Genomic DNA, 26,090 nt, shown 5'->3' with positions numbered 1-26,090 from the left:
GCCCGCGGATCCCCGGGGCGCGTATGCCCTGGCCGTCACCGACGGTCGCCGCGCCCAGGGGAGGCACGTGGCGATCGTGGTGCACCACGTCCTTCGCCCGCGAACCCGTGGTGCCGAAAACAGCCGGGCGTCGTCCCACAGATGCATCAGCGCAACAGCACCCGCGTGCCACCACCATGGCACGCCCGACCAGGTGCTGCCGTGTACGACCGGAGGGGGAACCGTGCTTCGTATCCACTTTGACAGCGCCGATCTCGGAAGACTACGTCTGGCCACACAGCCGGACGTCATGTGGGAAACGGCCCTGAGCCTGCATCAGCTCGTGAGCCCGGACCCGTTCTTCGCCCCGTGGCGGCGTATCGCCTGCCAGGCGCTGGCCAAAGCCAGGCTCGATCAGGACGTCCGGCTGCTCACCACGATGGTGCCGATCAGCTCCTACTTTCCCGACTTCCTGACGCCGCCGGGACACACCACCGTCGTCGAGGTGGGGATCGACGTGGTCCTGTCCACGAGCAGGCGCCGGCTGCGGACCGAGATCGACCAACTCGTGCAGAATCGGCCCCGGCCGTCGTCCCGGCTCGACGCCATCGGCGCCGGCAGCCCGCCCGCGCTGCGCGGGCTCGGCGCGGCGCTGCGCCGCTACCACGCCGTCGCACTGGCACCGTACGCTCCCAGTGCGCTGGCATGCACCGGCCGGGACACGGGCCGCCGGAGCGAACTGCTGCTGAAACAGGGCAGCGAGGCCATGCTCAACAGCCTCGAACCCGGACTGCGATGGCGCCCTCCGATCCTGGAGGTCAGCTATCCGATCGACCGCGACCTCCCTCTCGCCGGGCGCGGTCTGTGCCTGATCCCCAGCTTCTTCTGCCACAACCACCCGATCGCCTTCGCCGACCCCGAACTGCCACCCGTCCTCATCTACCCGGTCGCCCGCTCACCGCTGTGGATCCCGCGGCCGCCGCAGATCGGAGCGGGCGGCCAGGGACTGGAAGAGCTGATCGGACCGACTCGTGCGGCCGCGCTGTATCTCCTCGACACCGGTCACAGCACCACCGCGCTCGCCACGGGACTGGGTGTCTCGGCGTCCGCGGCCAGCCGTCATGCCGCCGCGCTGCGCCGGGCCGGTTTGGTCGCCACCGAGCGGCTTGGCTCGTCCGTCCTGCACACCCGCACCCGGCTGGGAACCGCGTTGGTACACGGCGCCTGAGCCGCACACGATCCGCCACGGCGCACCACCTTTGCTCATACGCGCAATAGGTACATCTGAGCGAGGAGCTTCCCTAGCATTTTCTTGGCAGGGCCGCTTCATCCGCACGCGGACGTCTCGCGGACGTGGCGGCCCTCCGGAAGTGCGCATCACCGGACGCTCCTGATGTCACTTCTCGCCGCGAGCGTGCGTGACACCAAGCACATACCCCGCACGCTGCTCACCTCGCATTCCGTCCGACCAGAAACGGGGAGTAACCACATGCACGATTCGTTCACGCCTCAGGCCCGGAAGGCCTGGAGTGCCCGCACATGGGCAGGTCTCACCGGGCTGTTCGCAGCCTTCGCCGCTGTCGTGGCCTTCATGGCACCGACAGCATCAGCGAGTGAATCGCTGGAGTCAGATCTCATCACCGCCAGCACCAGCTACGGCTACGCCGGAGCGACGTTCGACTGGACCGGCCCCGGCCAGGCATCGAACATCGACCTGCTGGTATCGGACTGGGGCTGCGACGCCAATCCGGTGTACGCATACTTCGTCGTGACCCGGACCAACGGCGGGACCTGGAGTACGTCCACCAAGCGATGGGACTACAGCGGGTGCGACACCGGTGACTACACGAGTTACAACAATCTCTCCCTGTCCGACGGCTACAACATCGCCTACCTGCAAGTAGTGATCTGCGTCAGGAACGGCGGCTGCCACACGGGCGGGAAGTCAGGGCGGAACCCGCTGGCCTGATCTTCCGACCGGGATCTGAAAGAACGCGGACGGCTTCCCCCTTTGCTCCATACCGGGAAGCCGTCCGCGCGCCTGCTTTTCCGAACCGGTGAGCAGCGCAATGACACGTCGGCGCAGCCGAGTTGAATTGCGGAACGGCAGTAGCCACGCAGTTCTCCGGTGCGACGGTGACGAGAAGTATGCCGCGTGCGCGCGTATTGACCAGGTCGGCGTAGGGCTTGTCTCCTCCGCGCCGCCACCCAGGCCGCGGCGCCACTCGGCAACACCATGCCCGACCTGCGGCGGCACTACCCGTACCTGATCTTCGACAGGCCGCGCCCGGAATGCGTGCGAGCGCTGCCGGTCCCTGCAGCGCTATCGCGCGGCTCTCCCAACGCATCAGCGAGGCAGGCCTGCTGGACCGGCGCCCGGGCTACTACACCGTGCGGCTCGGCCTGGTGATCGCGGCCCTGCTGGGTGGCGGGGCGGTCTTCTTCGCGCGCGGGTCCGCCCAGCTGGCCAGCTCCCGCGCCTCGGCCTCACCCGGGTGCTGGAGCGCGGCGAGCTCAAGGACACGGGCGGCCCGGGCGGGCAGCGGCACGAGCAGGTTCCGCGCCGCGCCGAGGATGTCGGTGTACAGGGTGGCGGCCTCGCTGGGGCCGGCGCTGCGGCCGTGCAGGATGCCCGACGCCGTCCGGTAGATCCTGCTCCACACATCCAGCGCCGTCTCCTGCGCCGCACCGGGCGTGACGCCCGTCAGCCGCTCGAAGGCACCGGCGGCCCGGGCCCGGTGGAAGCCCCCCGGGCTCTCCACCTCGCCACGCAGCACCGCGGCCACCTTTTGCATCCGCTCCCACGCCCCGGCCTCGCCGACCGTTGCGCCGGCCAGCCGCGCGGTGCCGGCCAGGGGCCGCAAGAGGGCGTCCATCGCGCTCAGCAGTTCCTTCGCCGCGTCCTTCAGCCCGACAGCGCCCGGAGTGCCGGGCGGCCAATCAGTGGGAGCCACGTCATCGGCTATCAGGTGACAGCCACACCCGGCACTCCTGGGTGGGTGAACCGTACGAAGGGCTCACCGCCTCCCACAGGAAAACGTAGGGATCGGGTGACGGGATCGATGCCCGCAACGCACGAGGCTCCCGTGCCGTTGGGGGGTGTTCGAAGTCTCAACCCACAGGCACAGGCGCCGCGTTGGTTCCGTATTCTGCCGCACTCGACCTGCCCCACGCCTTGGTCGAGTGAGTCACCATGCTCATCGCCACCCGCGAGGGTGACCGCCACTGCAAGCTCCCGCCGCACTAACGTGCCCTGGTCGGCCTGGTGTACCTACGCCGGCACGGCATCCTCGCCCAGCTCGCGGCCGGCTTCGGTATCTCCGTCGGTACCGCTCACGCCTACACGACAGCCGTCGTCGACCTGCTCGCCGACCGCGCCCCCGGCCTGCTGCGTGCCCTGCGCGAGGCAGATCCGGACTACGTCCTGCTCGACGGCACCCTGGCGGAGTGCGACCGGGTCGGCGACAGCCGGGCAGACTTCTCCCACCAGCACCGCCGACACGGAGTAAACGTGCAGGTGGTGACCGACCCGGTCGGGCGGCTGCTGTGGATCTCGCCAACGCTGCCCGGCCGCGCGCACGACCTCACTGCGGCCCGCGCCCACCGCATCATCCGGATCTGCGAGCGCCAGGGCATCCCGGTCCTCGCCGACCGCGCCTACATGGGAGCCGGCCCCTGGCTGACGACACCCCTCAGGCGCCCACCGAACCGAGACTTCACGCCAACCCAGCAAACCGTCAACCGCGCGCTGTCCGCAGCACGGGCGCCGGTCGAGCGCAGCGTCGCACAACTGAAGTCATGGCGGATCTTCCGAAGGTCCCGGTGCAGCTCGAATCGAATGTCGTCAATCTCTGCGGCCATCCTCACACTGGAGCGGCAGCGCTGAAACAGCTCAGTGCCTGACCCGCCTCCGGGAGTTGCCGGTTTATGCAGAACAGGCGACCGAAATTGACCAGAGCCCGGGCTTCGTGTCTGCGGTCGAGCTTCTCATGGAAGATGGCCAGAGCCCTGGCCTGGGCGTCGAAAGCGCAACGCATCAGATCGTGCTGGTTTACGCTGGCACAATGCTCAAGCTCGCGACCGAGGTCTCTATCCGTGCCGGATCCGGCGGACACGGCCCCTTCGGTCCCTGCCTGACCCGGCACCCGTTCTGCGACAGCGTGGCGAGAAACCGCCACCCGATTCCGCCCCGTCGCCGTGGACACTGTGCTGCCCACTGCACGGCGTGGTCTACCAGGTTCGGTCGACCCGATTGTACGGTCGGCCGGACTGCTGCTGCCGCGGGCTGAGCAGCGCCGTGGACTGGTAGGCGGAGCGAACACCGAGATGCCAGCCATGGCCCCGGGACGCCAGCACGGCCAGCGCCATCGTCCTCACCGTTATCGGGTAGCGGCGTTGTTCGGTGAGTTCGCACGATCGCGCCTCGCGGTCGCCACGCCGCCACCGGCGCGCTTCATTCACAGAGAGTGACCATACTCTATCCTCCGTGTAATGCGGTGGCGGCGACATGGCATCTGGTTCGGAGCAGTAGCGGTCATGGTTGGCCTGCTGATCGTGGCGCTGCGCGCGCGCAAGCTGGGCGATGTAGGGACCCTGACCGCCATTATCAGCCTGGGAGCGACAGTCACCGGCCTGGCCGTCAGTCTCTGGCGCGACAGTGCAGCGGCTGCGGAGGCAGCCGAGGATGCCGGAACGCTGGAGCGGCTGGCCGGGCGGCTCGCGGCCGCGGTGCAGGAGCAGTGGCTGGCGGAGTGGCGGCTGCGCCGGCTGCAGGATCCGTACCCGTTCCAGGTGAAGTGGTCGAGGGCTGAGGTGTGGCTGGCCGATGCCACAGAAGGCGGGGATCCGCCAGCGGTGCCGGGTGAGGGGATTGAGGGCATCGCGTCGGCTTTTGACGCGGTGTCATCGCGCAGGCTCGTGGTGCTGGGTGAGCCAGGCAGCGGCAAGACGGTTCTTGCCGTCGGTTTCCTCCTGGAGCGGCTTGCACACCGAGCGTCCGGTGACCCGGTGCCGGTGGTCTTCCCTCTGTCCTCGTGGCAGCCAGAACGTGAGCGTCTGCGGGACTGGATGGCCGCCCACCTTCGCGCCACCTACCCGGGAGCTCCCTGGTCCGGCAGGCTGCTGGCGGCTGGGCTCGTGCTGCCCGTTCTCGACGGTCTGGACGAAATGCCCGAGTCGGCGTGGGGCACGGCTCTGCGCCATCTGAACGCCGAACTGGATCCGGAGCAGCCGGTGTTGCTGACCTGCCGCACCACGGCGTACACGAAGGCGGTCGAGACCGGAGACGTGCTGACCTCGGCCGCCGTCGTCGAACTGCGGCCCCTCACGTTCGAAGCAGCGAGCGCCTACCTCACAAGGACCGCCCGGCCGGTACGGGGGCCGGGCGGGCAGCGGATTACCCTCTGGGACCCCGTCCTCGCACACCTGCGCGCACACCCGCACACGCCCGTCTCCCAGGCCCTGCGCCAGGCACTCAGCACCCCTTTGATGGTGGGCATGGCCCGCGCCGACTACAACGAAACCGGCAACGACCCAGCCGAACTGCTGCAGGACCAGTTCGCCGACCCGGCCATACTCGAACAGCACCTGCTCGAGGCATACGTCCCGGCAGCCTTCGCCGATAGCCCCCACACCGAACAGGCCTACCGCTGGCTCCGCTACCTCGCCGGCCACATGCAGCGACAGACCACCCGGCAACTGGCCTGGTGGCAGCTCCGCCACGAACTGCCCTGGCCGCTACGCAGACTGGGGCCCATCCTCCTGCTGAGTGGCCTGGCCATCATCACCGCCTGGGCATGGGTGCAGACAAGCCGGGGGCCCTCCACCCTGGGTTCCTTCGCCGCAGGAGTGTGCCTGGGGTACCTGGTTCTCTCGCACGGCCGCCAGGCATCAACTGCCGGACACATCCTCGCTCCCCGCCAGGTACCGCGCGCAGCGGCGCTCCTCGCTGGCATCACCGCGCTCGCAGGAATGATGTACAGCTTTGGCTTCAGCACAAGTTGGTACGCCGAGCCGCTGCGCGGTCCCGGCGTCGCGAAATGGCTCTTCGATGCTGCTGGAAACGTCGGCTGGGGTGTGGCCGCTGCCGCCGCTCTGGCCGTGCTGGGGATCCTCGGCGAACCACTGCCGCTGTACGCGCCGCCCGGCAGGTGGCGACTGGCCACCTCGACCGCGATCGTACTGCTGGCCGCAGCCTCAACCTACCTCGTCACATTCGGCTATCACTACCGCTGGCAGGGCGTGGTGGTCGCAGTGGTTAGCGCCGGGTTGATCTCGTTTGGTCTGCGTAACAGACCAGAAGGCACCGCCCAGACCATTCCGGCTGGATCGACGCGGCAGGTTCTTCGCAGAGGTCTGCGTCGCCTGCTGTGGCAGGGGCTCGTCGTCGGGCTGCTGACCGGGCTGTCGTTCGGAGCAGTCTACGGAATCTCTGTCGCCGCTCCACTGGCCGTACGCGCCGCCCTGCGTGACGACTTCCCCCAGGGACACGTCCGCCGCCTGGCCGACGGTACCCGATACGCGACCACCTCCGGAGGATGGATCGAGGGCCTGCGCCGCAACGGCGACCGATACCTCCAGTCACCCGACGCGGTCGACGGCGTCGTCAGACAGGACCCCGACGGCGCTTGGTGGGCCCTTTCTGCCGCATCAAGCGCCCAAGCCACGCTCTGGCCCTGCCCGCCTGGCGCACGCTGTACCGCCTTCCACGGCCCCATCCAACTGCGCGTGCGTACCGTCGGGTACTACCGCCTGGAGGTGCAACTCCCCAACGGCACCTACGTGGAAGACGGCAGCTTCTGGCGCCACCAGCCGTACCAGTCACTCTCGTGGCTATTCGCGGCCCCGCCCAGCACCCTTTTCATCGGCATGATGGAGTGGGGTCTGACCATCGGTCTGGCCCTGGGACTGGTCGCCGGGCTTGCCGCCGGTGTCCACGCGTGGCTGGTCTCCCCTGCCGACACCGCACAAGCCGCCAGCCCCCAGGCAAGTCTGCGCACCGACAGAGCTACCGTCATCACCCGCGGCGTCACGCTCTTCGCGATCGGCATCGCCGCCAGCACCCTGGCGCGCTTACTCCCGGCCATTCACATGTTGAAAGAAGCCTTCATCACAAGCACCTTTGTCCCCTGGGTACTCGCCGGTCCACTCGCTGTCTTCCTTAGCGCCTGGGGCTGGTTCCTCATCACCCGGCTGTGGCTGTGCGCCACCGGCCGGCTCCCCTGGCGCCTCATGGCCTTCCTCGAAGAAGCCCACCAGCGAGGAGTACTCCGACAGGCCGGTGCCACATACGAATTCCGCCACGCACGCCTGCAGGAACAACTTGCAGCTTCCACCGCGCTGGAACCATCCCCACCGCAATGACCAGAGTCACCGCCACCAGATACAGGGCCGTCCCCAGAAAAACCCCTCCTCGTGAGCCGCTCCGGGGACTGTCAAACGAGTGGCTCTGTCCCGTAATCGGTGGTAACGAAGGGTGACGGTTGTCGTTGACGTTGCATGCGAGATGTCAACGAGCTTGTGGACGTGGTGTTTTCTGGGCTCGCGTCGCTGGTCATCGAGGATGTCGCGGACGACGGCGAGGTCATCCGAGTGTCGGCCCGAACCCAGGACGAGCCGGTGCCGTGCCCGGGGTGCGTGCAGCCGACAGGTCGGGTGCACGGTGTCCACCGACGTACGATCGCGGACGTGCCGGCGGACGGCAGGCGGGTTGTGGTGTCGGTGCAGGTCCGGCGCCTGGTCTGCCCGGTCCTGGGCTGCCCGCGGCAGACGTTCCGTGAACAGGTCCCAGGGCTGATCGAGCGCTATCAGCGGCGCACACGCCGCCTCGCCGACCAGCTCGGTCAGGTGGTGAAGGAGTTAGCGGGCCGGGCGGGCGCCCGCCTCTCCCGTGTCCTGGCTGCGGCGATATCCCGCTCGACCGCCCTCAGGCTCTTGGCCCGCCTGCCCTTGCCCGTGGTGCGGGTGCCACGTGTCCTTGGCGTCGACGACTTCGCGCTCAAACGCCGCCACCGCTACGCGACCGTCCTGATCGATGCCGAAACCGGCGAACGCATCGACGTACTTCCGGGCCGCGGCGCCGACGCCCTGGAGCGGTGGCTGCGCGAGCACCCTGGCGTCGAGGTCGTCTGCCGGGATGGCTCCGGTGCCTACGGCGAGGCCGTGCGCCGCGCCCTCCCCGAAGCGGTGCAGGTCAGTGACCGCTGGCACCTGTGGAAGAACCTGTGCGAGAAAACCCTGGCCGAGGTCCGCTCCCACAGCGCCTGCTGGGCCACCGCGAACCCACACCGCCCGGCCGGGGTCCACGAGCAGACCACCCGCGAACGCTGGCACCAGATCCACGACCTCCTCGGCAAGGGCGTCGGCCTGCTTGAGTGCGCCCGCCGCCTGAACCTGTCCCTGAACACTGTCAAGCGCTACGCGCGCACCCGCGAATCCGAGGCCCTGCGCCGGGCACCGCGCTACCGGCCCACACTGGTCGACCCCTACCGCGACCACCTGCGCGAACGCCGGGCAGTCGACCCCGCCGTCCCTGTGAAGCAGTTGTTCCGGGAGATCCAGGAACAGGGCTACACCGGCAGCTTCAACCTCCTCTACCGCTACATCACCCAGGGCCGGGCCGAAGGCGACCGACCCGTCACCACCCCGCGATTGCTGGCCCGCCTCATGCTTACCCACCCTGACCACCTCCGCGAGAAGGACACAGCCCTCCTCGCCGAGCTCACCGCGACCTGCCCGGAAATGACCCAACTGGCCTCACTGATCCGCGAGTTCGCACGGTTCCTAACACCCGCCCCGGGCAACGGCAAGAAACTCACCGCGTGGATCGCGAGTATCCGCACGGCCCAACTGCCCTACCTCCACGGCTTCACCAACGGCCTCGAGCTCGACCGCGCAGCCGTCGATGCCGGCCTCACCCTCCCGAACCACAACGGCCGAACCGAAGGCGTCAACACCCGCACTAAACGGATCACGAGGCAGATGCACGGCCGCGCGGGCTTCGACCTCCTTCGGCACCGCATCCTCCTGCACAGACGTCACCCTTCGTTACCACCGATTACGGGACAGAGCCGAACGTCTTACAGTCCCCCGCGGTGTCGAGCGGCGCCTGGTCGCTCGCGGGGCCCGCCTCCCCGGCGGGAGCGAGCGCGGCCGGGGCTGGCTGGAGGAAGCCCTGCAGGCCGTCGGCGCGCGGGGCGTGGCCCGGGGAGGCAACCACCGCTTCTGCGGATGGTTGTTGTGAGTTGCCGCTTGGATGTCGACGCTACCAGGACGAGGAGATCATCGCCGGTGAATGCTGTCCAAAGACGGTCCTGCCGTTCGCTCAATGGAGCGTTTGCAGTGCTTCGGCGGCTCAGCGGCGGCGGGTCCAGGAAGTAGCGAGTGGAGCGGCCCGGTAGCCAGGGACCGATGCCGCGCTGAGGTTTTGTGCGACCGCTGCCGGCTCGACGGGCGCGGGGGCCACCTGCACGCAGGCGGTCTTGGGCTGCGTGGTGCTCTGTCCGAATCGGCAGGCCACGCCTGTCAGTTTGATGGTGATGAAGTCAGCGATCTGCGCGCCGAACTGGACGGGCTTCCCGTTGATCTTGATGTCACCCACAGTGAAGCCCTTGTCCTGGGGTACCTCGTAGACGAACCGCACAGGGTGGGTCTCGTCGCCGCGCTGCCTGATCCAGTAGTCCTTGGGATCGGAGCCGTCCGGGGTGGCCCAGCCGTCCGTGGCCAGTTTGTCGAAGTAGAGACCGACCGGGTCGGCGAGGGAGACGTCCGCCTTCTGTCGGGCCAGGTCGTTCACGGCTCCGCCGATGTGCGGGTCGCTGTTGCGCTCGGGCTCGCCGTACTTGCTGCAGTGGATGAGTTCCTGCTCGGTGCTCAGCTCGTTGCCGTCGATGACCCGCACGATGGTGGCTGCGGCCGCAAGTTCGATCTCGGCGCCCAGGGTGTTGTTGGGCTGGATCAGATGCATGGCGCCGTCCGTCGTGGAGTCGTTCCACCGGTTACGGGGGTTGTAGGTGCCGGTGGCTCCGAAGAGGTGGTTGTGCTGGACGTTCGGGTTGATGTGCCTCCGGTAGAGCTCAAGAACCTTGGCGGGGTTCAACTGGGCGAGCAGATGCCAGTACTCGGGGCCCTCGCAGGTGAACATGACCTTGGTGATCTTCCCGGCGGCATTGCGGGTGACGCTCCACTCGCAGTACTCGTCCTGGACGTCCCGGCTGGCGTCGGCCCGCTTCCACCGCTGGGCGTCGGCGAGAGACTGGATCTTGACCAGACGGGGGAAGGCCGTCCAGGTGACGATGGCCTCCTGGGCGTCGGCCGCTGTGTCGGTCTTGGTGAGGTTGTAGAACTGGCTGCGAGGGCTGTCGTTGAGCACCTCGTGGGGATTGGGGCCCGTGATCGAGTTGTCGACCCGGTCGCTGATGAACATGTTCCAGGCCTTCAGGCCGGTCTCGTCGAGATCGTCGAGGTGTCCGGGCGGGCCGTAGGAGGCGAGCAGGCTCATGGGGCACTCCTTCGCTGAGAGGTGGCCGGGGCGGATGAGCCGCGGATGGCGGCTGTCAGGGGGTGGGCGCGACCGTGCCGTCGTCGTTCATCCTGAGCCGCGGGGCGCTGGCGGGGATGTTGGTGGTCGGCAGCGTCAGCTCGAACTCGTTGAGCCGCATGGCCTTGAAGTCGCGGCGGCGGGACTCTGCCAGCCGGACGTAGTCGTCGAAGCCGGCGGACTCCCTGATTCGTTGGCCGATGTGAACGAGGTAGTCGTCGATCCGCTGAGCGAAGACCTTGGGCCAGGTGTCGTCGGCGAGGACCCAGTCGGCGGCGAAACGGCGTTCAGGGCTGCTGGGCGGCAGACTCGGGGCGGCTTCCAGGATCGCCTGTGCGATGTGTTCCTGTAGCTCGGTCACGGCGGTCGGCGTGGTCGGGACATAGTTCATCAACTGCTCCCGGTCTGGGCTGAAGACCGGGTTGGTGAAATCGGCCATGAACGCGCAAGCGGCGAACTTGGCTGTGATCAGGCCCTGTTCCACCATCTGCCGTACCACGTCGTTGTCCTCGCAGGCCGGCTCCGGTACGACGAAAGCGAAGAAGGTGTCGCCCGGCTGGGAGAAGCCGCTGCTCTTCTCCTTCAGGGAGAAGTCGAAGGTTGCAAGGCTCTCAACGTAGTGGGCGGCAGGGGCCATGGGAGGAAGGGCGGCCGTGACGGGCAGTTCGAGATCACTCAGGAGCGCGTCGCTGTTCAGCCAGAAGCTCGGGGGCAGCAGCAGGTCACCGCTGGAGGGGGTGATCGTCGTACTCTGTGTCGCTGTACTGGCCAGGTTCACGGCAGTCGTGGTGAACAGATGGCGCATCAGCTGCTCGGGATGCTCCACGGTGCCGTCCTGTGTGACGGCTGCCAGGCGGGCGGCGGTCCAACGGCTGATCAGAGCACGGACGGTCAGCTCGAGATTTTCGGCGCCGACGACCTGCTGATACAACGGGGCGAAACGGAAGGGGTCGTCGGGGGCCAGGCGAACCTTCGCCGCCTGGGACTGCCAGTTGCTCCAGGGTGCTTTCAGCTCCTTCATCACGACGCTGCCGTTGATGTGGCTGTCGAAGCAGCCGTGGCCGCGGGAGCCGGGGGTGAGCGCGGACCACGAGTTGCCTGCCCACACCCACATGGGGCTGATCCGCATGTAGTAGTTGAAGACCTTCGCGGCCGGATCCCAGGCGGCAACCTGTAGGAACGTCGCCGCCGGATCCTCGTTTGCCCCCGTGCTCACCAGCAGGTCCACGTCCCGGCCGGTGGCGGCGCAAGCGACGGCGAACCGCATGGCACGCGGCAGCTCGGAGGCGGAGCCGAGCGGGATCTGCCCGGCCTCGCCGATCAGATACACGGACTGGTTCGCTTTCGTCGCCGGCTCGGGCAGCCCGGCGAGGAGATCCTGCACCGTCAACGGGAAGGTTCCCTTGCGGAAGAACAACTCGGCCATCGGATCCCCCAGCTCCGCCAACTCCTGGGCGGCCAGAGGACGGGCGTGCTGGTCGACGCCCACCACGAAGCGGTATAGCCTCGGTGCTTCCCGGTCGTCGACATCCGCGTCGCCCAGGGCGGCCAGGACCGCGCGGCTGGTGGGGCGTGTGATTCCAGGCGGGGAGCCGCTGGTCTCGGCGGTGCGAGCTTTCTGCAACCAGGCGGTTGCCCGACGATGCTCTCGTATGCCGTCCACTGACTCGACCTTTCGTCGCCCGCATCTGTCCAGCGAGGTTTGAGCGGTGTGTCAGGAGGGGCTTGAGTGCCTCGCACTCCATGAACAAGTCTGCATCGCCCGAGGCCATGACGCATCCGTAGCCGTGGCCGACTGCGTACGTGGCTAGTGATGGCCCTCCGGCCCGTTTGTGCACATGGAGACGTTCAGCTCCTGAAGTACGGTGGCGATCGGATTGCCGACCGTGTTCGAACCTGCGCCGGCGAAGAGTAGCGCCACCAAAGAAGACGACGTCAGGGGAGGTGGCGGCCTGGCGGACTTCGCCGGGGCGCACCAGGACTGGTTACGCATCTTCCAGCTGCCGTCCTACGCGCGGAGCTGAACCCGGCCGAGGGTCGCTGTCCGGGCAGTCCGCCAGCGGGCCGTCCTGATCACCCGTCGGTGCGTGTCCAACGGTTCGGTGCGTCACGAAAACCGTGAGCCGTCGGTCGGCCGATGAGCGGGGCGGACACAGACGCACACCAGGTCGCTGGCTGCGGCCAGGTCGGCGGGCGAAACGCCACGCTTCACCCGGGTGCCCGCGAAGGGGGCAGGGGGGCCGGACGGCGGGCCCACAGGGCCGTCTCGTAGCCCGCGTCGACGATCCGACGGGCCATCGGCGCGGCCTGGCTGCCCAGGCCGATGAACCCGACACGCATCAACCGGCCTCCTGGTCAAGGGGTTCAGGTACGGGCACCGGTGCCGGAGCGGGCCGGGGGCGCCAGAACGTGGCGAGCAGGCCGGCGGTCGCCGACACGGCCACGCCGAGTGCGAGGCCCGCGCCCGTCCAGCCGTCCACGTCGAAGCCGGCCATGTCGTCCAGGGATGCGCTGCCCGGTCCCAGCGCGGCCAGCGCCAGGGACACGACGGCGAGCGTGAGGACGTACTCGTAGCCCTCCGCGAAGACGAAGAAACCGTTGCAGCGGTGAGCGAGGAAGCCCGCGACCAGCATCACCGAAATCACCCCCGCGCAGGCCAGCGGGGTCAGCAGGCCGGCCAGCAGCAGCACCCCGGCACCCACTTCGGTGACAACGCTCAGCCAGGCCTGGAGGGTTGCGTGGGTCAGGCCCAGGCCGGTGAACCAGCGGGCGGTGCCCGCGATACGGCCGCCACCGCGCCAGTGGTTGATTCCGTGCGCGATCATGACGATTCCCAGTACCAGGCGCAGCAGCAGTGCGACGGCATCGGCTTGGTTCATTCCGCTCTCCCATGTCGTGACGCGCGGCGAGGCCGGTCTCCCGGCTCACCCCACGCTCCTCGGCAAACGACGGCACGTTCGGGTGACAGGCGCCGGCCGAGCGACCGGGACCCGGGGTGTGCCCGGCGCAGTTCCTCGTCGCCGTGGCGGTGGGAGCCCACCGAACGGGGGTGGCGGGGCGGGCTGTCCGTCACGTCTCCGTCCTGAGGAGAAGGACTCCGCTGGGCGCGAGTCCGCCGGTGCTGACCACGGCGACCCGGGCCCCGGGCACCTGGCGGGCGCCGCCGTCGCCGCGCAGCTGGACGATCGCCTCGTGGACGAGGCCCATGCCGTGGGTGCGGCCGTGGGAGAGCTGGCCGCCATGGGTGTTGAGGGGCAGCGTGCCGTCGCGGGCGATGTTCTTCCCGCCGTCCAGGAAGTCCTTGGCCTCGCCGATGCCGCAGAAACCGAGCGCCTCGATCCAGGAGAGGCAGTTGAAGGTGAAGCCGTCGTAGAGCTCGGCCACGTCGACGTCCGCGGGGCGCAGGGAGGTGCGGGTCCACAGGTGGGCGGACTGGCCGATGGTCTGGGGTTCGTGGGTGAGGGTGCTCTGGTCCCATTCGATGCGTTCGGTGATCTGGGTGCCGACGGCCTCGACGAGAACGGGCGGTCGGGCGAGGTCGCGGGTGGTGTCGACGGCGGAGACGACGACGGCCACGGCTCCGTCGCAGGGGACGTCGCAGTCGTAGAGGCCGAAGGGGGTGGTGATGGGGCGGGCCTGGAGGTAGTCGTCCATCGTCATCGGATCGCGGTAGATCGCGGTGGGGTTCAGGGCGGCGTTGGCGCGCTGGTTGAGGGCGATCCAGCCGAGGGTCTCGCGGGTGGTGCCGTACCGGTGCATGTGGCGCTGGGCGTTCTGGGCGAGGGTGTGGGCGGCGGAGGTGGCGCCGAACGGCCCCAGCCAGCCGGCGTCCGCGCTGCCGGGCAGCGGGATCCTGCCCTGTCTGACCAGCTCGGCGTGGCTGGACTCCCATACCGTGCGGAAGCAGAGCACGTGGCGGGCCAGGCCGCCGGCCACCGCGAGCATCGCCGCGATGAGCGAGCCGCCGGGGCCGAAGGTCTCGCTGCCGCCGTTGTACCAGGTGGGACAGATGCCGAGGGCCGACTCCAGTGCGGTGGTGCCGCCTTCGGCGAAGCCGCCGTGGGCGCCGGCCCCGGGATAGCTGGACAGGCCGTCGATGTCGTCCAGGGTGAGACCGGCGTCGGCGACCGCGGCCTGGCAGGCCTGGACGGTGAGGGAGAGCGGGGGGACCAGCAGGCGGCGGCCGAGCCGGGAGGCACCGATGCCGGTGAGGGCGACCCTGTCCTCGAACTTCTCCGTGGTACGCATGGGCCGTACCCGGCGTATTGCCGAGTGCTGTTCGTCCTCGTCGGCCAGTGGCGGCGGCGCGGCCTCCCCCTGCTCCGCGGCCGGCCGGAACAGCGGCAGCCAGATCTCGCCGGCCTGCTCGAAGACGGCCTCCATGCGTATGCCGAGGGTGAGTTCGCCGGGGTCGCACTCGACGGCGTTGGTGGTGAGCCGGATCCGGGGGTCCTCGTCGAGCGCGACCTGGGCGACGACGTACGGCGACGGCAGGCCGGGGAGGGTGAATCGGTGGCTGACGGTGAAGCCGATGAGGGTCGCACGGCCGGAGACGACTCGGACGCCCATCCGCTGTCCGTGGCAGTACCGGCAGACGGGCTGGGGCGGATGGATCAGGGATGCGCAGGAAGTGCACTCCTGGATGCGCAGCCTGCCGTCCGCCCCCGCGGTCCAGAAGAACGCGTTCAGTTCCGTGACCAGGGGCAGGGGACGTCCCGGGGATGCGGTGGAATCGGCGGGTGCGGGCACTCCTTGGCTTCCTTCCACTCGTCGCGGGCCTTCCGAAGCGTCGCCCGCGCCTCGTCGAGCGAGGGGCCGGGCCGCTCACCCCGGGTGCGGGCCGCCGGGAGGTGGCGCATGCCCCGGATGATGGCGATGGCCGCGTAGCGCACCGTGTCGTCGGGGTCGCGGTGGGCCGTCGCCCGGGACAGCCACCGAGTCCAGCAGGGTTTCCCGTTCCTGGCCGGGCCGGTCCCGCTCACCGGGACGCCGGGAGAGCCGTACCGAGGGCAGGGACTCCTGCGCCCTGCGCGTGGAGCTGCGCGACCAGCCCTCACGGACCTGCGGTCGCGCACTCCCGGCTTCCCGGTGTCAGTCGTCCGCCACGGACGCGCACAGCCCTCCGTCGACGACGATGTCCACGCCGGTCACGAAGCTCGCCTCGTCCGACAGCAGGAACGCGGCGACGGCGGCGACCTCCTCGTTGCGGCCGGTTCGGCCCAGCGGCGTGCGCTCGACGAGTTGCCGTACCGACGCGTGCCGGGCCATCTCGAAGCGCGTCTGCGGGGTGTCGATCGCGCCGGGCGACAGTGAGCACACGCGGGCGCCCACCGGTCCGAGCCGCACCGCTTCGGCACGGACGAAGCGGTGCACGCCGTACGTGGCCCACGGGTACGCCCAGGCGGGGTCCTCGATGGCGGGGCCCACCGCGTCGCGGACCCGGTCCAGGAAGTCCTCCTGCAGCGGGTCGTCGAGGACGGCCGCGACCGCCGGGTCGGGTTCGACGTGAGCGATCAGGGGGGACACCGAGGCCAGGTAGACGAAGGCCGTCCCGGCGGTGGCCAGCGGGCGCAGTGCCTCGGCGAGCTGCGCGGTCGCGACGAAGTCCGTCCGGAGCATCCCGCGCCAGTCGGCCTCCTCCGGAGCCACGTTCTCGGCGTGTGCGACGGCCCGGAGCGTGCCCAGTTCGGCGACCCGGCCGGCCAGCCGGGCCACGTCGTCGTGATCGGCCGCGTCCCCCACGAACGGCTCGGCTGCGGCCCGCCTGCCGTGGCCCGACAGGTCCTTCGCGAACGCGGCCACGGCGGCTTCGTCCCGGTCGACGAGCAACAGCACGTCCACCATGTCGGCCAGGCGGATCGCGCATGCCTGCCCCGTCCCGCGACCGGCACCGGTGGCAATACCTACCGTGGTCATGCGCCACTCCTCACTAGAGACACTCGTCACAGCACGAGTGTCTCGCGAGTGGAGGCCTGCGGGCCGCGGCGGAGCCCGGACACGGGGTCACGGCGTGCAGACGGTCTTCAGCCTGTCGGCCGCCGCGTCGATCCTGCTGGAGTCGGGATGGGTGTCGCCGTTCAGGATGGCCTTGTTGTAGTCCTTGATCGCCTTGTTGAGGTCGTCGACCGCCTTGTCGACCTTGCCGTCGTCCGTCTGGTCGTTGATCTTGTCCAGGTTCTTCTCGATGGTGGTGACGGAGTCCTCGGTCCGCGTCGGGTCCTCGATGGCGTCGGCGCCCGCCCGGTTGATGGCCGTGATGCTGTCGGCGATCGAGTCGGCGTTGGTGAGGCAGTCCAGTGAGTCGTCGGGGTCGCACCCGGTGGCGAGGGCGGCGGTCAGGGTGGCGGCGGCTGCGGCGGTGGCGAGGACGGTGAAGCGGCGGCGTCGGTCGACGGCCATGGGGTCGGTCCCTTCTGACGGCGGTGCGCTCGCGACCGCCGCCGGAATTCCTCGGTACGAGAGTTCGGTGCTCTCGATCTCTGCCGACCACGATCCCGTCTGCCGCCCGACGCGACGATGGAGCGGGCTCCCGGACCCTGGGTGTAGCCCGCTCCACCCTGTGTGTCAGACCGTCTGCGGAACCGGGGTCTCAGCCTCGCCGAGCTGCCTGCTCCTGGGCACGAGCGCGACCAGCAGCGTCCCGAGGGCACAGCATCCGACGACCAGCCAGAGCCCGTTGGTGAAGCCCTCGTCGAGGTAGAACTGGGTGCCCTTGAGGACCATTCCGTGCTGCGCCATGACGACGAAGGCCAGCTGGGAGACGATGATCTGGGCGACGCCCTGGGCGAGGGTCTGAGCGCCGTTGGCCAGGGCCTGTTCGGCCGGCGTGACCACCTCGATGATCATGATGGGGACGACGGCGACGACCATGCCGGTGCCGAAGCCCGCGATCACGCCCATGCCCACGATCTGGGGGCCGTTGTGGTGCAGGTGCGTGCCGATGCCGTAGCCGATGACGGTGAGCGCGGAGCCGACGGCCAGCAGGATCCGGGCGTCCACACGGCGGGCGGCCCAGCCGGTGCCCACGGCCGCCACGATGATCATCGCGCTGATCGGGCTGGTGACGATGGCGTTGTGGGTGCCGGACCAGCCGAGGCCCTCGGAGACGTGCGGGATGTTCGGCATCAGCACCAACAGCTGGATGACCACGCCGACGGCGCTGAGCGAGCCGGCCGCCACGGACGTGGCCAGCAGCACGGTCCACACGGGCCGACGGCGCGTCATGGACGGCGGGAAGAGCGGCTCGGCCACGCGGCGCTCGACGATCAGGAAGGCGATGAGCGCGGCCACCGCGCCCGCGACGTAGCCGATGAACTTCCCGCTGCCCCAGCCCCAGTCGGCGCCCTCTCCGACCGCGTACACGAGCGCGGTGACCCCGGCGCCGAGGAGGAGTCCGCCGGTCCAGTCCATGCGGCCGGTCTCCTGCCGGACCGGGCTCTCCGGGACGAGGACGGCGACCATCACGAAGCTGACGGCGGTGCTGACGGCCATGAACCACAGCACCCCGCGGAAGCCGTAGTCGTCCAGCAGCCAGCCGGCCAGGAAGGGGCCGCCGAAGGCGACCAGGCCGACGCCGCCGGCGAGGATGCCGCTGGCGATGCCGACCCAGCGGCGCGGGAAGATGTCGCGGGTGATGGCGTATCCGATCGGCATCGTGGCCGCGTAGACGCCCGCGAGGCCGCGTCCGATCAGCAGGGTGCGGTAGTCGGTGGCGACGGCGGCGACCAGGTCGCCGGCGAAGCCCAGCCCGGTGGCGACGAGCAGGACGCGCTTCTTCCCGAACAGGGCGGCGCCCTTGACCATGAAGGGCAGGAAGAAGGTCCCTGTCAGCAGGGTCATCAGGGTGAACCAGGCGATCTGGGTGGTCCGGAAGTGGATCGCGACGTCGGCCTGGGCGATGCCGGACAGCGCGGCGACGAGCGACACCAGCTGGACCGTCCACAACAGCGCGACGACGACGAGGACGTTGCGTGTGGTGGAGCGGGATCTGTCGTCCGCCTGCGGCGGAACGGTCTGCGTCTGGGACATGGGGGCCTTCCGTGGACGGTCGGGGGCGCGGGAAGCCGCCGTGGACAGACACGGCCTGATGCGCCTTGCCGGAGGGGAGATCGGACGGGCACAGCGGTGAGCCGGCCGATCCGGAACGCCGACGTATCTCGTCGGCCCGTGCGAAGCGCGGGATGCGGAGCGGGCCCGGCTTCGCACGTAACGTAGACCTAACGGTCGGTACAATCAATCCTCCGGACAGGAGAATTTCCGACGAGGACGGCCACTTCCACGCCAACAGAAAAAGGCCGCGCGAATGTCACAATTCGCGCGGCACGGAAAGTACGGGGAAGACGCGGGCAGAGAAGGCGCGGCGTCAGATCTCGGCAGTACGGGTCACGACGACGCGGCCCCCGTGCCGAGCTGCCCGAGCTGGTGCTTGAGGAAGGCCCCCGACCACGCCATCAGGTCGGAGGGGACGTAGTAGCCCTTCTCGTCGTTGATGGCCTCCCAGTTCGCGGCCACGTCCTCGATCGAGGCGGCGCCGCCCTCGTGGGCGTAGCCCTCGGTGGAGGCGAGGAACAGGCGCGCGAAGCGTCCCGCACCGGCCGTGTAGGTCTCTCCGTTGACCGGGCAGCTCTCGTGCGCGAGGTAGGCGACCATGGGCGCGACGGCGTCGGACGGCATGTACGGCATGCCCGGGGCGGCCTCGGCGGGCTCCTCCTCGGGGCCCCCGCCCATCCGGGTCATGGCGGCCGGCGCGATCAGGTTGACCTTGATGTTGTGCGGCTCCCCCGCCAGCTTCGCGCTGCGGGCCATGCCGACCGTGCCCGCCTTGGCGGCCGCGTACGACAGGTTGTTGTCCATGCCGAACATGCCGCTGGAGGTGGTCAGGACGACCCGGCCGTACTGCTGCTCCACGAAGTGCGGCCAGGCTGCGCGCATCGTGTTGAACGAGCCGACGAGGTGCACGGCGAGGTGGCGCTCCAGGTTCTCCGCGTCGATGTCGGGCAGGCCCGCGTACCGGATGATCCCGGCGTTGTTGACGAGGATGTCGATGCGGCCGAAATGCTCGATCGCGGTGTCGACGACGGCCTGGCCACCGGCCGGCGTGGAGACGTCGTGGGTGTCGGCGACGGCCTCGCCGCCCGCCGCGGTGATCCCGTCGACGGCCTTCTGCGCGGGACCGGCGTCCGAGCCGTCGCCCTCCATGGAGCCGCCCAGGTCGTTGACGACGACCTTCGCCCCGCGCGCCGCCAGGAGGCGGGCATGGGCCCGGCCGATGCCACGACCCGCGCCGGTGACCACGGCGACGCGTCCTTCGAAGCTCAACTTGCTCATGCCTGACTCCTGTTGTGCGGCGGTTGCGTGCGGGATGCGGCAGGCCGGTCCCGTCCGGGCGGGCGGGACCGGCGGATGGTGCCGGGCCTTCGGAAAGCCCCGGCTACCAGGTGACGGGCAGCTCGCCGATGCCGAAGGCGAGCGCGTCGGACGGCCGGAATGCGAGGTCGTCCCGGTCGACCGCGAGGCGCAGGGTCGGGATGCGCCGGTAGAGAGTGCCGTAGACGACCTGCAGCTCGATGCGCGCGAGTTGCTGGCCCAGGCACTGGTGGATGCCCCAGCCGAAGGCGTGGTGGTGCCGGGAGTCGCGGGCGAGGTCGAGTTTCTCCGGGTCGGGGAACGCCTGCGGGTCCCAGTTGCCGGCGGGCAGCGGGACGACGATGCCGTCGCCGGCCTTGATCTCGGCGCCCTCGAACTCGAAGTCCTCGGCGGCGATCCGGCGCTGTCCGAACTGGGCGACGGTCAGGTAGCGCAGGAGTTCCTCGACGGCGGGTGCCGCGTCCTTGGTGTCCTCGATCTCGCGCAGCCTGGCCAGCTGCTCGGGGTTGTCCATGAGGAGTGCCGTACCGACCGTGATCATGGTCGCGCTGGTCTCATGACCGGCGATGAGCAGGATCATGGCGAGGAGGGTCGCCTCGGGAAGGGTGAGGTCGCCGTCGTTGATGCGCGCGGCGAAGTCCGAGAGCACGTCCTCGCCGGGCTCCGCCATCTTCTTCTGGAGGAGTGCCGCCAGGTAGCCGCCCAGCGCCTGGTTGGCGTGGTTCTGCTCCTCGGTGGTCTTGTCGCTGCGGGTGGCGAAGGAGGCGTGCTCGTGGAAGAACTCGTGGTCGTCGTACGGCACTCCGAGCAGCGCGCAGATCATCAGTGAGGGCAGCGGGAGGGACAGCGCGTGGACCAGGTCCACCGGCTTGGGGCCCGCGAGCATCTTGTCGATGAGGTCGTCGGTGATGCGCTGGATCTCCGGGCGCAGCGCCTCCATCCGGGGACGGGTGAAGGGCCGCGTCATCATGCGGCGGATCCGGGTGTGGTCGGCGCCGTCCGCGTTGAAGATCGTGAGCGGGTGCAGGTGCGCGGTCTCCGCCATGGCCCGGTTCGGGTAGGGGAACCCGGCCTGCTTGTCGTCCGAGCTGACCCGGGGGTCGGACAGGATCCGGCGCTGCGCCGCGTGTCCGGTGACGAGCCAGGGGGTGCTGCCGTCCCAGATCTGCCCCCGGCTCACCGGGCCCGTCTCGTTCAGGGCGCGCAGCCCGGGGGGCGGGGCGAAGGGGCACTTGGCGTCCCGGTCGTCCTGGTAGTGGTAGACCTGCTCGTCGGGGGCGGTTCGGGCCTCTGCCTCGGCCATGGGTTCTCCTACGGTGATGGGGTGGGGGGAAGGAGCGGGCTCGGGTGGGGCGGGGGTGTCGCCTATTCCTCGATGCGGATGGCCAGCGCCGGGCACACCGCGGCCGCGTTGCGGACGTCGTCCGCCAGTTCCGCGGGCGGGTTCTCGTTGAGGACGACGACGATGCCGTCGTCCTCGCGCTGGTCGAACACGTCCATGGCGGCGGCCACGCACTGTCCGGCGGCGACGCACTTCTCCTCGTCGACGACGACCTTCATGGTTCTCTCCAGATCGTTCAGGGGGTGGGGGTGGGGGTCCGGAAGGCGTCGACGATCTCCTGTCGGCGCACCCGGGCCTGCTTGGGCATGTTCCAGCCGAGGACGCCGGTGACGACGCCGTCCAGGCGGTAGCGGGCGACGAAGCGACGGGCCGTCAGGTCGCCCTCGACGACGTCCACTTCGGCCTCGGGCGGCAGGAAGCCGTGCACCTGGAGCTTGGCGTCGAACTGGTCCGTCCAGAAGTACGGGATCGGCGCGTACGGCCGGTCCTCGCCGAGGATCGCCGCGGCGACCGCCATGGCCTGTTCGGTGGCGTTCGTACGGTTCTCCAGGCGGACCGGGCGGCCGAGCGACTCGTGGTGCCAGCGGGCCACGTCGCCGGCGGCGTAGACGCCGTCCGCGGCCCGGCAACGGGTGTCGCAGACCACGCCGTTGTCCAGCCGCAGCCCGCTGTCCGCGAGCCAGTCCGTCGCCGGGACGGCGCCGATGGCGACGACGACCACGTCGGCGGGCAGCGTCTCGCCGCTGCCGAGCCGTACGCCCGCCACCCGGCCCGCGCCGTCGTCGGTGAGCCCGGTGACGCCGTTGCCCAGGCGCAGCCGGACGCCGCGTTCGGTGTGCAGGCCGGCCAGGACGCCGGAGACCAGGGGGCCCACCTGCAGGGCCATCGGGGCGTCGAGGGGGCCGGTCAGGGTGACGTCCAGGCCCAGCTTGCACGCGGTGGCCGCGATCTCGGAGCCGAGGACGCCTTCGCCGACGACCACAAGGCGCCGGCCGGCCTGGAGCTCCTTACGCAGGGCGAGTGCGTCGTCGAGGGTGCGCAGCACGTGCACGCCGGTGAGCGCGTCCTGGCCGGGCAGCCGCCGTGCGCGCACACCGGTGGCGATCACGACGGCGTCGGCGGACAGCTCCCGGCCGGACTCGGTGCGTACGGTCCGGGTCGGCGGATCCAGCGCGACGGCCGGGTCACCGAGCACGAACTCGGCGTCCAGTGCCGACAGCACGTCCTCGGTGCGCAGTGCCGCCCGGTCGGGTTCCCAGTCGCCGGCCAGGACCTGCTTGGACAGCGGGGGCCGGTCGTACGGCGCGTGCGGCTCGTCGCCGAGCACCGTGAGGGTGCCGGTGTACCCCTTGCGCCGCAATGCCTCGGCGGTGGTCAGTCCGGACGCGGAGGCGCCCACCACCAGCACGCGGTCCGGGGCCGTCATGCGAGCACCTCGCCGGTCGTGTTCCCCCTGGTGATGCCGTCGATCGTCATGCGTGACTCCGTTTGGGTCTCTGGTGCGGTGTCCGTCTCTGAAAAATAGACCGACCGGTCGACAGAATCAATTCGGTCCGCATAAGGACGCGGCCCGGTCTCCGTGAGGACGCCTCGCGCGACGGGGAGCGCCCGTCGCGCGAGGCCCGAGGAACACCGCGAACGTGCCGGTCGTGCGGCGGTGGGGCTCAGACGAGGTAGCGCCCGCCGTTGGCGCTGAGGCTCTGGCCGGTCACGTAACCGGCCTCCTCCGAGGCGAGGTAGGCCACCGCGTAGGCGACGTCCTCGGGCTGCCCGGCCCGCTTCATCGGCATGGTGGCCGCGGCCGCCTCGACGTCGACGGGACCCTCGCGCACCAGCGGGGTGTCGATGAAGCCCGGCGGGACGTGGTTGACGGTGATGCCCTTGTCGGCGTACTCGATCGCGAGGGCCCGGGTGAGGCCGATGACGCCGCCCTTGGAGGCCGCGTAGTGGGCCATCGCGGGGGCGCCGGTCTGCGCGGAGGAGGACGAGATGTTGACGATCCGTCCCCAGCCGGCCTCCAGCATGTCCGGAACCAGTTCCCTGGTGACCAGGAACGGCCCCTTGAGGTTGATCCCGATCATGCGGTCCCAGGCGGCCTCACTGATGCCGGTGAAGGGCACGTAGGCGGTGATCCCGGCGTTGTTCACGAGGATCGTGACGGCGCCCAGTTCCTCGCGGGTCCGGGCCGCCGCTGCGGCCACGGCCGTGGCGTCGGCGGCGTCGCCGGCCACGGCGATCGCGGTGCCGCCCGCCTCCTGGATCTCGGCGGCGGTCTTCTCGGCGCCTTCGGCGTTCAGATCCCAGACGGCGACCGCCGCGCCGCGCGAGGCGAGGACGACGGCGATCGCCCGTCCTATCCCGCGGGCGCCGCCGGTGACGACCGCGACCTTTCCCTGCAGTGTCATGCGTGCTCCTTGTGTGCCTGGTGCGTGCGGTGTGCCGGGTGCGGGTGCCGTACGGCCCCTGCTACTCGCCCAGCGCCTCGCGCGCCGCGGTGCGGGCCCCCACCGCGCGGGGGAAACCCGCGTAGCCGGCGGAGTGGTAGATGACCTCGGCGATCTCGTCCTCGGTCAGTCCGTTGGTCAGCGCGATCCGGACATGTGTCTTCAGTTCGGTCTCGGCGCCCAGCGCGATCAGCAGACCGAGGGTGACCAGGCTGCGGTCCCGGGGCGCGAGTCCCTCGCGGCCCCAGATCGCACCCCAGACGCTGGTCAGGCCGATGTCGACCAGTTCCTCCCCGAGACGGCCGTCGCGGAGATCGACCTCTCCCTCCGGGAAGACCCCGGGCAGGGCCGCGCGCATGGCCTTCCAGCCGGCGGCTCGCAGATCGGCGGTGGTCCCGGACCCCGCCACGGTGGGTTCCTGGACGTCCTCGGTCGTCATGTGCGACTCCTCTGCCACGACATTGTGCGGTTCGCCTGAGCGAAAGTTAATTCAAACGGTCGGTACAATCAATCCATCCCACCGATCCGGCCGTCCACACCGCGCGGCACGCCCGCCCTGCGCGGCGGGACCCCCGGAACCCGAAACCCGCACCATCACGACCATTGATCGGGCCCACCCGCTCGCCTACGCTCACCCTGAATATTCGACCGACTGGTCGAAACATCATTCAAGGCGTCCCGCGGGAGCAGCGGCCCCTGTCACATTGGAGGGCAGATGAGCGAATCGACGAAGGCACCGGAGACGGCGTCCCTCGCGCAGGCATCGGAGCGGAACCCCGCGGACCAGGGCGTTCTCGACGTACTGGTGATCGGTGCCGGCGTCACCGGCATCTACCAGCTCTACCGGGCCCGCGAGGAAGGCTTCTCGGCGCAGCTGATCGAGGCCGGCACCGGTGTGGGCGGCACCTGGTACTGGAACCGCTACCCCCAGGCCCGCTTCGACTCCGAGAGCTACACCTACGGCTACCTGTTCTCCAAGGAGCTGTGGGAGGAGTGGGAGTGGTCGGAGCACTTCGCCGGCCAGCCGGAGATCGAGCGGTACTTCAACCACGTGGTCGACCGGTTCGACCTGCGCCGCCACATCTCCTTCGGCACCAAGGTGACCTCGGCCGTCTGGGACGAGCCGTCGGGCACCTGGGCCGTCCGGACGGAGGACGGCACGGAGCGCCGGGCGCGGTTCGTGGTCGCGGCGACCGGCATCCTGTCGGTGCCGTTCATCCCGGACATCCCCGGGCGTGCGGACTTCCGCGGTGAGCAGCACCACACCGGCCGGTGGCCGAAGACGCCGGTGGACTTCGCCGGCAAGCGGGTCGCCCAGATCGGCACCGGCTCCAGCGGGGTGCAGATCGTCCCCGCGATCGCCGACGAGGTGGCCTCCATCACGGTGTACCAGAAGGTCGCCGACTGGCTCACACCGCTGAACAACCGGCCGATCACGCCCGAGGAGCAGGCGGATCTGAAGGCGAACTTCGAGTCCATCCGCGACACGCTGAACACCTCGGTGAGCGGGTTCCTGCACCAGATCACCATGCGCTCGGGCCTGGAGGACACCCCGGAGCAACGGCAGGAGTTCTACGAGCAGAAGTGGAACAGCCCCGGTTTCACCAAGCTCTCCGAGCACTACTACGACATGACCACGAACCCCACGGTCAACGAGGAGTTCTGCGCGTTCATCGCCGCCAAGATCCGCTCCATCGTCAAGGACCCGGCGACGGCCGAGAAGCTGATCCCCAAGGGGCACGGCTACGGCGGCCGGCGGCCCCCGTTCGGCACCGGCTACTACGAGGCGTACAACAAGCCGAACGTCCACCTGGTCGACATCAACGAGACGCCGATCATCCGCATCACGGAGACCGGCATCGAGACCGCGGAGGGCGTGCACGAGGCCGACATCATCATCTGGGCCACCGGCTACGACTTCGGTACCGGCGCCCTCAACCGACTGGGCGTGCAGGGCCGTGCGGGGCTCCCGCTGAAGGAGTACTGGGCGGACGGCCCGTCGACGTACCTGGGCGTCGCGACCGCCGGCTTCCCCAACTTCTTCTTCCCCGGCGGACCGCACGGCGCGCTCGGCAACAACCCGCGCTACTCCGGCGACCAGGTCGACTACGTGATGGACGTGCTCGTGCAGGCGCGTGACCGCGGCCACGACGTCGTCGAGGTCACCGCGGCCGCGGAGGAGGAGTGGACGAACCTGGTCAACGACAGCGAGGGCCAGTCCTCCTTCCTCAAGAGCAGCTACTTCTACGGGGCGAACATCCCCGGCAAGGCGATCAAGCAGCTGCTGAACCCGACCGGCCGGTGGAAGCTCCAGGAACTGATCAACGAGTCCGCCGAGAACGACTTCCCCGCGTTCTCCTTCGCCAAGGCGGACCGGAAGCAGGACTGAACGGACCGGCGCCCGTGCCGCCGGTCCCGTCAC

Annotated in this window: 19 protein-coding genes and 2 pseudogenes; 6 read left to right on the top strand and 15 right to left on the bottom strand. The window is 69.7% G+C overall.

All coding sequences use genetic code 11. The features are described from left to right. Window positions 1-322 precede the first annotated feature (322 nt). The gene (locus ACFWPQ_RS47670; protein WP_384050279.1) at window positions 323-1,207 is read left to right on the top strand and encodes an ArsR family transcriptional regulator; all 885 of its coding nucleotides are present in this window, start codon (window positions 323-325) and stop codon (window positions 1,205-1,207) included. Window positions 1,208-1,468: 261 nt separating this feature from the next. Further along, window positions 1,469-1,948 carry a hypothetical protein gene (locus ACFWPQ_RS47665; protein WP_384050277.1) on the top strand — a complete coding sequence of 160 codons (480 nt, stop codon included), beginning with the start codon at window positions 1,469-1,471 and terminating at the stop codon, window positions 1,946-1,948. A gap of 415 nt (window positions 1,949-2,363) precedes the next feature. Here the strand turns inward: ACFWPQ_RS47665 and ACFWPQ_RS47660 are convergent, their stop codons facing one another. Beyond that, entirely contained in the window at window positions 2,364-2,933 is a 570-nt protein-coding gene (locus ACFWPQ_RS47660) for a hypothetical protein (protein ID WP_384050274.1), read from the bottom strand. A gap of 239 nt (window positions 2,934-3,172) precedes the next feature. On the opposite strand from ACFWPQ_RS47660, the pseudogene ACFWPQ_RS47655 reads away from it, so the two are divergent. The 3 genes and pseudogenes from ACFWPQ_RS47655 to ACFWPQ_RS47645 form a co-directional block, all read left to right on the top strand. Further along, window positions 3,173-3,865: pseudogene (locus ACFWPQ_RS47655) on the top strand (transposase family protein). Between the two features lie 650 nt (window positions 3,866-4,515). After that, a complete protein-coding gene (locus ACFWPQ_RS47650) occupies window positions 4,516-7,341 on the top strand; it encodes an NACHT domain-containing protein (RefSeq protein WP_384050272.1) in 2,826 nt (941 codons plus the stop codon). A gap of 165 nt (window positions 7,342-7,506) precedes the next feature. Continuing rightward, window positions 7,507-9,006, top strand: a pseudogene (locus tag ACFWPQ_RS47645) (ISL3 family transposase); the annotation flags it as partial. 325 nt (window positions 9,007-9,331) lie between these two features. On the opposite strand, the gene ACFWPQ_RS47640 reads toward ACFWPQ_RS47645, so the two are convergent. The 14 genes from ACFWPQ_RS47640 to ACFWPQ_RS47575 form a co-directional block, all read right to left on the bottom strand. Further along, a complete protein-coding gene (locus tag ACFWPQ_RS47640; RefSeq protein ID WP_384050269.1) occupies window positions 9,332-10,477 on the bottom strand; it encodes a hypothetical protein in 1,146 nt (381 codons plus the stop codon). A 55-nt stretch (window positions 10,478-10,532) separates the two neighbouring features. Next, window positions 10,533-12,140 (bottom strand): hypothetical protein, encoded by a 1,608-nt coding sequence (locus ACFWPQ_RS47635; protein ID WP_384050266.1) that lies wholly within the window; start codon window positions 12,138-12,140, stop codon window positions 10,533-10,535. A gap of 584 nt (window positions 12,141-12,724) precedes the next feature. Continuing rightward, on the bottom strand, window positions 12,725-12,856 hold the full coding sequence (locus ACFWPQ_RS47630) for an NAD(P)-binding domain-containing protein (RefSeq protein WP_384050263.1): 132 nt from the start codon (window positions 12,854-12,856) through the stop codon (window positions 12,725-12,727). Next, window positions 12,856-13,395 carry a DoxX family protein gene (locus ACFWPQ_RS47625; RefSeq protein ID WP_384050260.1) on the bottom strand — a complete coding sequence of 180 codons (540 nt, stop codon included), beginning with the start codon at window positions 13,393-13,395 and terminating at the stop codon, window positions 12,856-12,858. Before ACFWPQ_RS47625 ends, ACFWPQ_RS47630 begins: the two co-directional genes overlap by 1 nt. Before the next feature lie 190 nt (window positions 13,396-13,585). Then, complete coding sequence (locus tag ACFWPQ_RS47620) at window positions 13,586-15,265, bottom strand: OB-fold domain-containing protein (protein ID WP_384050257.1); 1,680 nt, start codon at window positions 15,263-15,265, stop codon at window positions 13,586-13,588. 342 nt (window positions 15,266-15,607) lie between these two features. Beyond that, entirely contained in the window at window positions 15,608-16,432 is an 825-nt protein-coding gene (locus ACFWPQ_RS47615) for an SDR family oxidoreductase (RefSeq protein WP_384050255.1), read from the bottom strand. Between the two features lie 87 nt (window positions 16,433-16,519). Then, on the bottom strand, window positions 16,520-16,915 hold the full coding sequence (locus ACFWPQ_RS47610) for a hypothetical protein (protein ID WP_384050252.1): 396 nt from the start codon (window positions 16,913-16,915) through the stop codon (window positions 16,520-16,522). Between the two features lie 165 nt (window positions 16,916-17,080). After that, complete coding sequence (locus ACFWPQ_RS47605) at window positions 17,081-18,544, bottom strand: MFS transporter (protein ID WP_384050249.1); 1,464 nt, start codon at window positions 18,542-18,544, stop codon at window positions 17,081-17,083. A 354-nt stretch (window positions 18,545-18,898) separates the two neighbouring features. Next, the gene (locus tag ACFWPQ_RS47600) at window positions 18,899-19,843 is read right to left on the bottom strand and encodes an SDR family NAD(P)-dependent oxidoreductase (RefSeq protein ID WP_384050247.1); all 945 of its coding nucleotides are present in this window, start codon (window positions 19,841-19,843) and stop codon (window positions 18,899-18,901) included. A gap of 103 nt (window positions 19,844-19,946) precedes the next feature. Beyond that, window positions 19,947-21,185, bottom strand: coding sequence for a cytochrome P450 (locus tag ACFWPQ_RS47595; protein ID WP_384050244.1), 1,239 nt, complete (start codon window positions 21,183-21,185; stop codon window positions 19,947-19,949). Window positions 21,186-21,247: 62 nt separating this feature from the next. Then, on the bottom strand, window positions 21,248-21,442 hold the full coding sequence (locus tag ACFWPQ_RS47590; protein WP_384050241.1) for a ferredoxin: 195 nt from the start codon (window positions 21,440-21,442) through the stop codon (window positions 21,248-21,250). A gap of 17 nt (window positions 21,443-21,459) precedes the next feature. Then, window positions 21,460-22,650, bottom strand: coding sequence for an NAD(P)/FAD-dependent oxidoreductase (locus ACFWPQ_RS47585; RefSeq protein ID WP_384050238.1), 1,191 nt, complete (start codon window positions 22,648-22,650; stop codon window positions 21,460-21,462). 238 nt (window positions 22,651-22,888) lie between these two features. Continuing rightward, a complete protein-coding gene (locus ACFWPQ_RS47580; RefSeq protein ID WP_384050235.1) occupies window positions 22,889-23,629 on the bottom strand; it encodes an SDR family NAD(P)-dependent oxidoreductase in 741 nt (246 codons plus the stop codon). A 61-nt stretch (window positions 23,630-23,690) separates the two neighbouring features. Next, window positions 23,691-24,107, bottom strand: coding sequence for a carboxymuconolactone decarboxylase family protein (locus ACFWPQ_RS47575; protein ID WP_384050232.1), 417 nt, complete (start codon window positions 24,105-24,107; stop codon window positions 23,691-23,693). A gap of 276 nt (window positions 24,108-24,383) precedes the next feature. Here ACFWPQ_RS47575 and ACFWPQ_RS47570 point away from each other — a divergent pair, with 276 nt between their 5' ends. After that, window positions 24,384-26,057 carry a flavin-containing monooxygenase gene (locus ACFWPQ_RS47570; RefSeq protein WP_384050229.1) on the top strand — a complete coding sequence of 558 codons (1,674 nt, stop codon included), beginning with the start codon at window positions 24,384-24,386 and terminating at the stop codon, window positions 26,055-26,057. Window positions 26,058-26,090 lie beyond the last annotated feature (33 nt).

The sequence above is a fragment of the Streptomyces sp. NPDC058464 genome (genome assembly GCF_042721035.1).
Taxonomy (GTDB): Bacteria; Actinomycetota; Actinomycetes; order Streptomycetales; family Streptomycetaceae; genus Streptomyces.
Note: the sequence above shows the minus strand (reverse complement) of the source record. Positions and strands in the feature narration are given on the sequence as shown.

Bases quoted from the DNA above. Each gene is read 5' to 3' on its own strand.
- ACFWPQ_RS47650 (WP_384050272.1), top strand. From the start codon at position 4,516: ATGGTTGGCCTGCTGATCGTGGCGCTGCGCGCGCGCAAGCTGGGCGAT.
- ACFWPQ_RS47640 (WP_384050269.1), bottom strand. From the start codon at position 10,477: ATGAGCCTGCTCGCCTCCTACGGCCCGCCCGGACACCTCGACGATCTC.
- ACFWPQ_RS47585 (WP_384050238.1), bottom strand. From the start codon at position 22,650: ATGACGGCCCCGGACCGCGTGCTGGTGGTGGGCGCCTCCGCGTCCGGA.
- ACFWPQ_RS47575 (WP_384050232.1), bottom strand. From the start codon at position 24,107: ATGACGACCGAGGACGTCCAGGAACCCACCGTGGCGGGGTCCGGGACC.
- ACFWPQ_RS47625 (WP_384050260.1), bottom strand. From the start codon at position 13,395: ATGAACCAAGCCGATGCCGTCGCACTGCTGCTGCGCCTGGTACTGGGA.
- ACFWPQ_RS47630 (WP_384050263.1), bottom strand. From the start codon at position 12,856: ATGCGTGTCGGGTTCATCGGCCTGGGCAGCCAGGCCGCGCCGATGGCC.
- ACFWPQ_RS47665 (WP_384050277.1), top strand. From the start codon at position 1,469: ATGCACGATTCGTTCACGCCTCAGGCCCGGAAGGCCTGGAGTGCCCGC.
- ACFWPQ_RS47615 (WP_384050255.1), bottom strand. From the start codon at position 16,432: ATGACCACGGTAGGTATTGCCACCGGTGCCGGTCGCGGGACGGGGCAG.
- ACFWPQ_RS47570 (WP_384050229.1), top strand. From the start codon at position 24,384: ATGAGCGAATCGACGAAGGCACCGGAGACGGCGTCCCTCGCGCAGGCA.
- ACFWPQ_RS47600 (WP_384050247.1), bottom strand. From the start codon at position 19,843: ATGAGCAAGTTGAGCTTCGAAGGACGCGTCGCCGTGGTCACCGGCGCG.
- ACFWPQ_RS47595 (WP_384050244.1), bottom strand. From the start codon at position 21,185: ATGGCCGAGGCAGAGGCCCGAACCGCCCCCGACGAGCAGGTCTACCAC.
- ACFWPQ_RS47610 (WP_384050252.1), bottom strand. From the start codon at position 16,915: ATGGCCGTCGACCGACGCCGCCGCTTCACCGTCCTCGCCACCGCCGCA.
- ACFWPQ_RS47590 (WP_384050241.1), bottom strand. From the start codon at position 21,442: ATGAAGGTCGTCGTCGACGAGGAGAAGTGCGTCGCCGCCGGACAGTGC.
- ACFWPQ_RS47580 (WP_384050235.1), bottom strand. From the start codon at position 23,629: ATGACACTGCAGGGAAAGGTCGCGGTCGTCACCGGCGGCGCCCGCGGG.
- ACFWPQ_RS47605 (WP_384050249.1), bottom strand. From the start codon at position 18,544: ATGTCCCAGACGCAGACCGTTCCGCCGCAGGCGGACGACAGATCCCGC.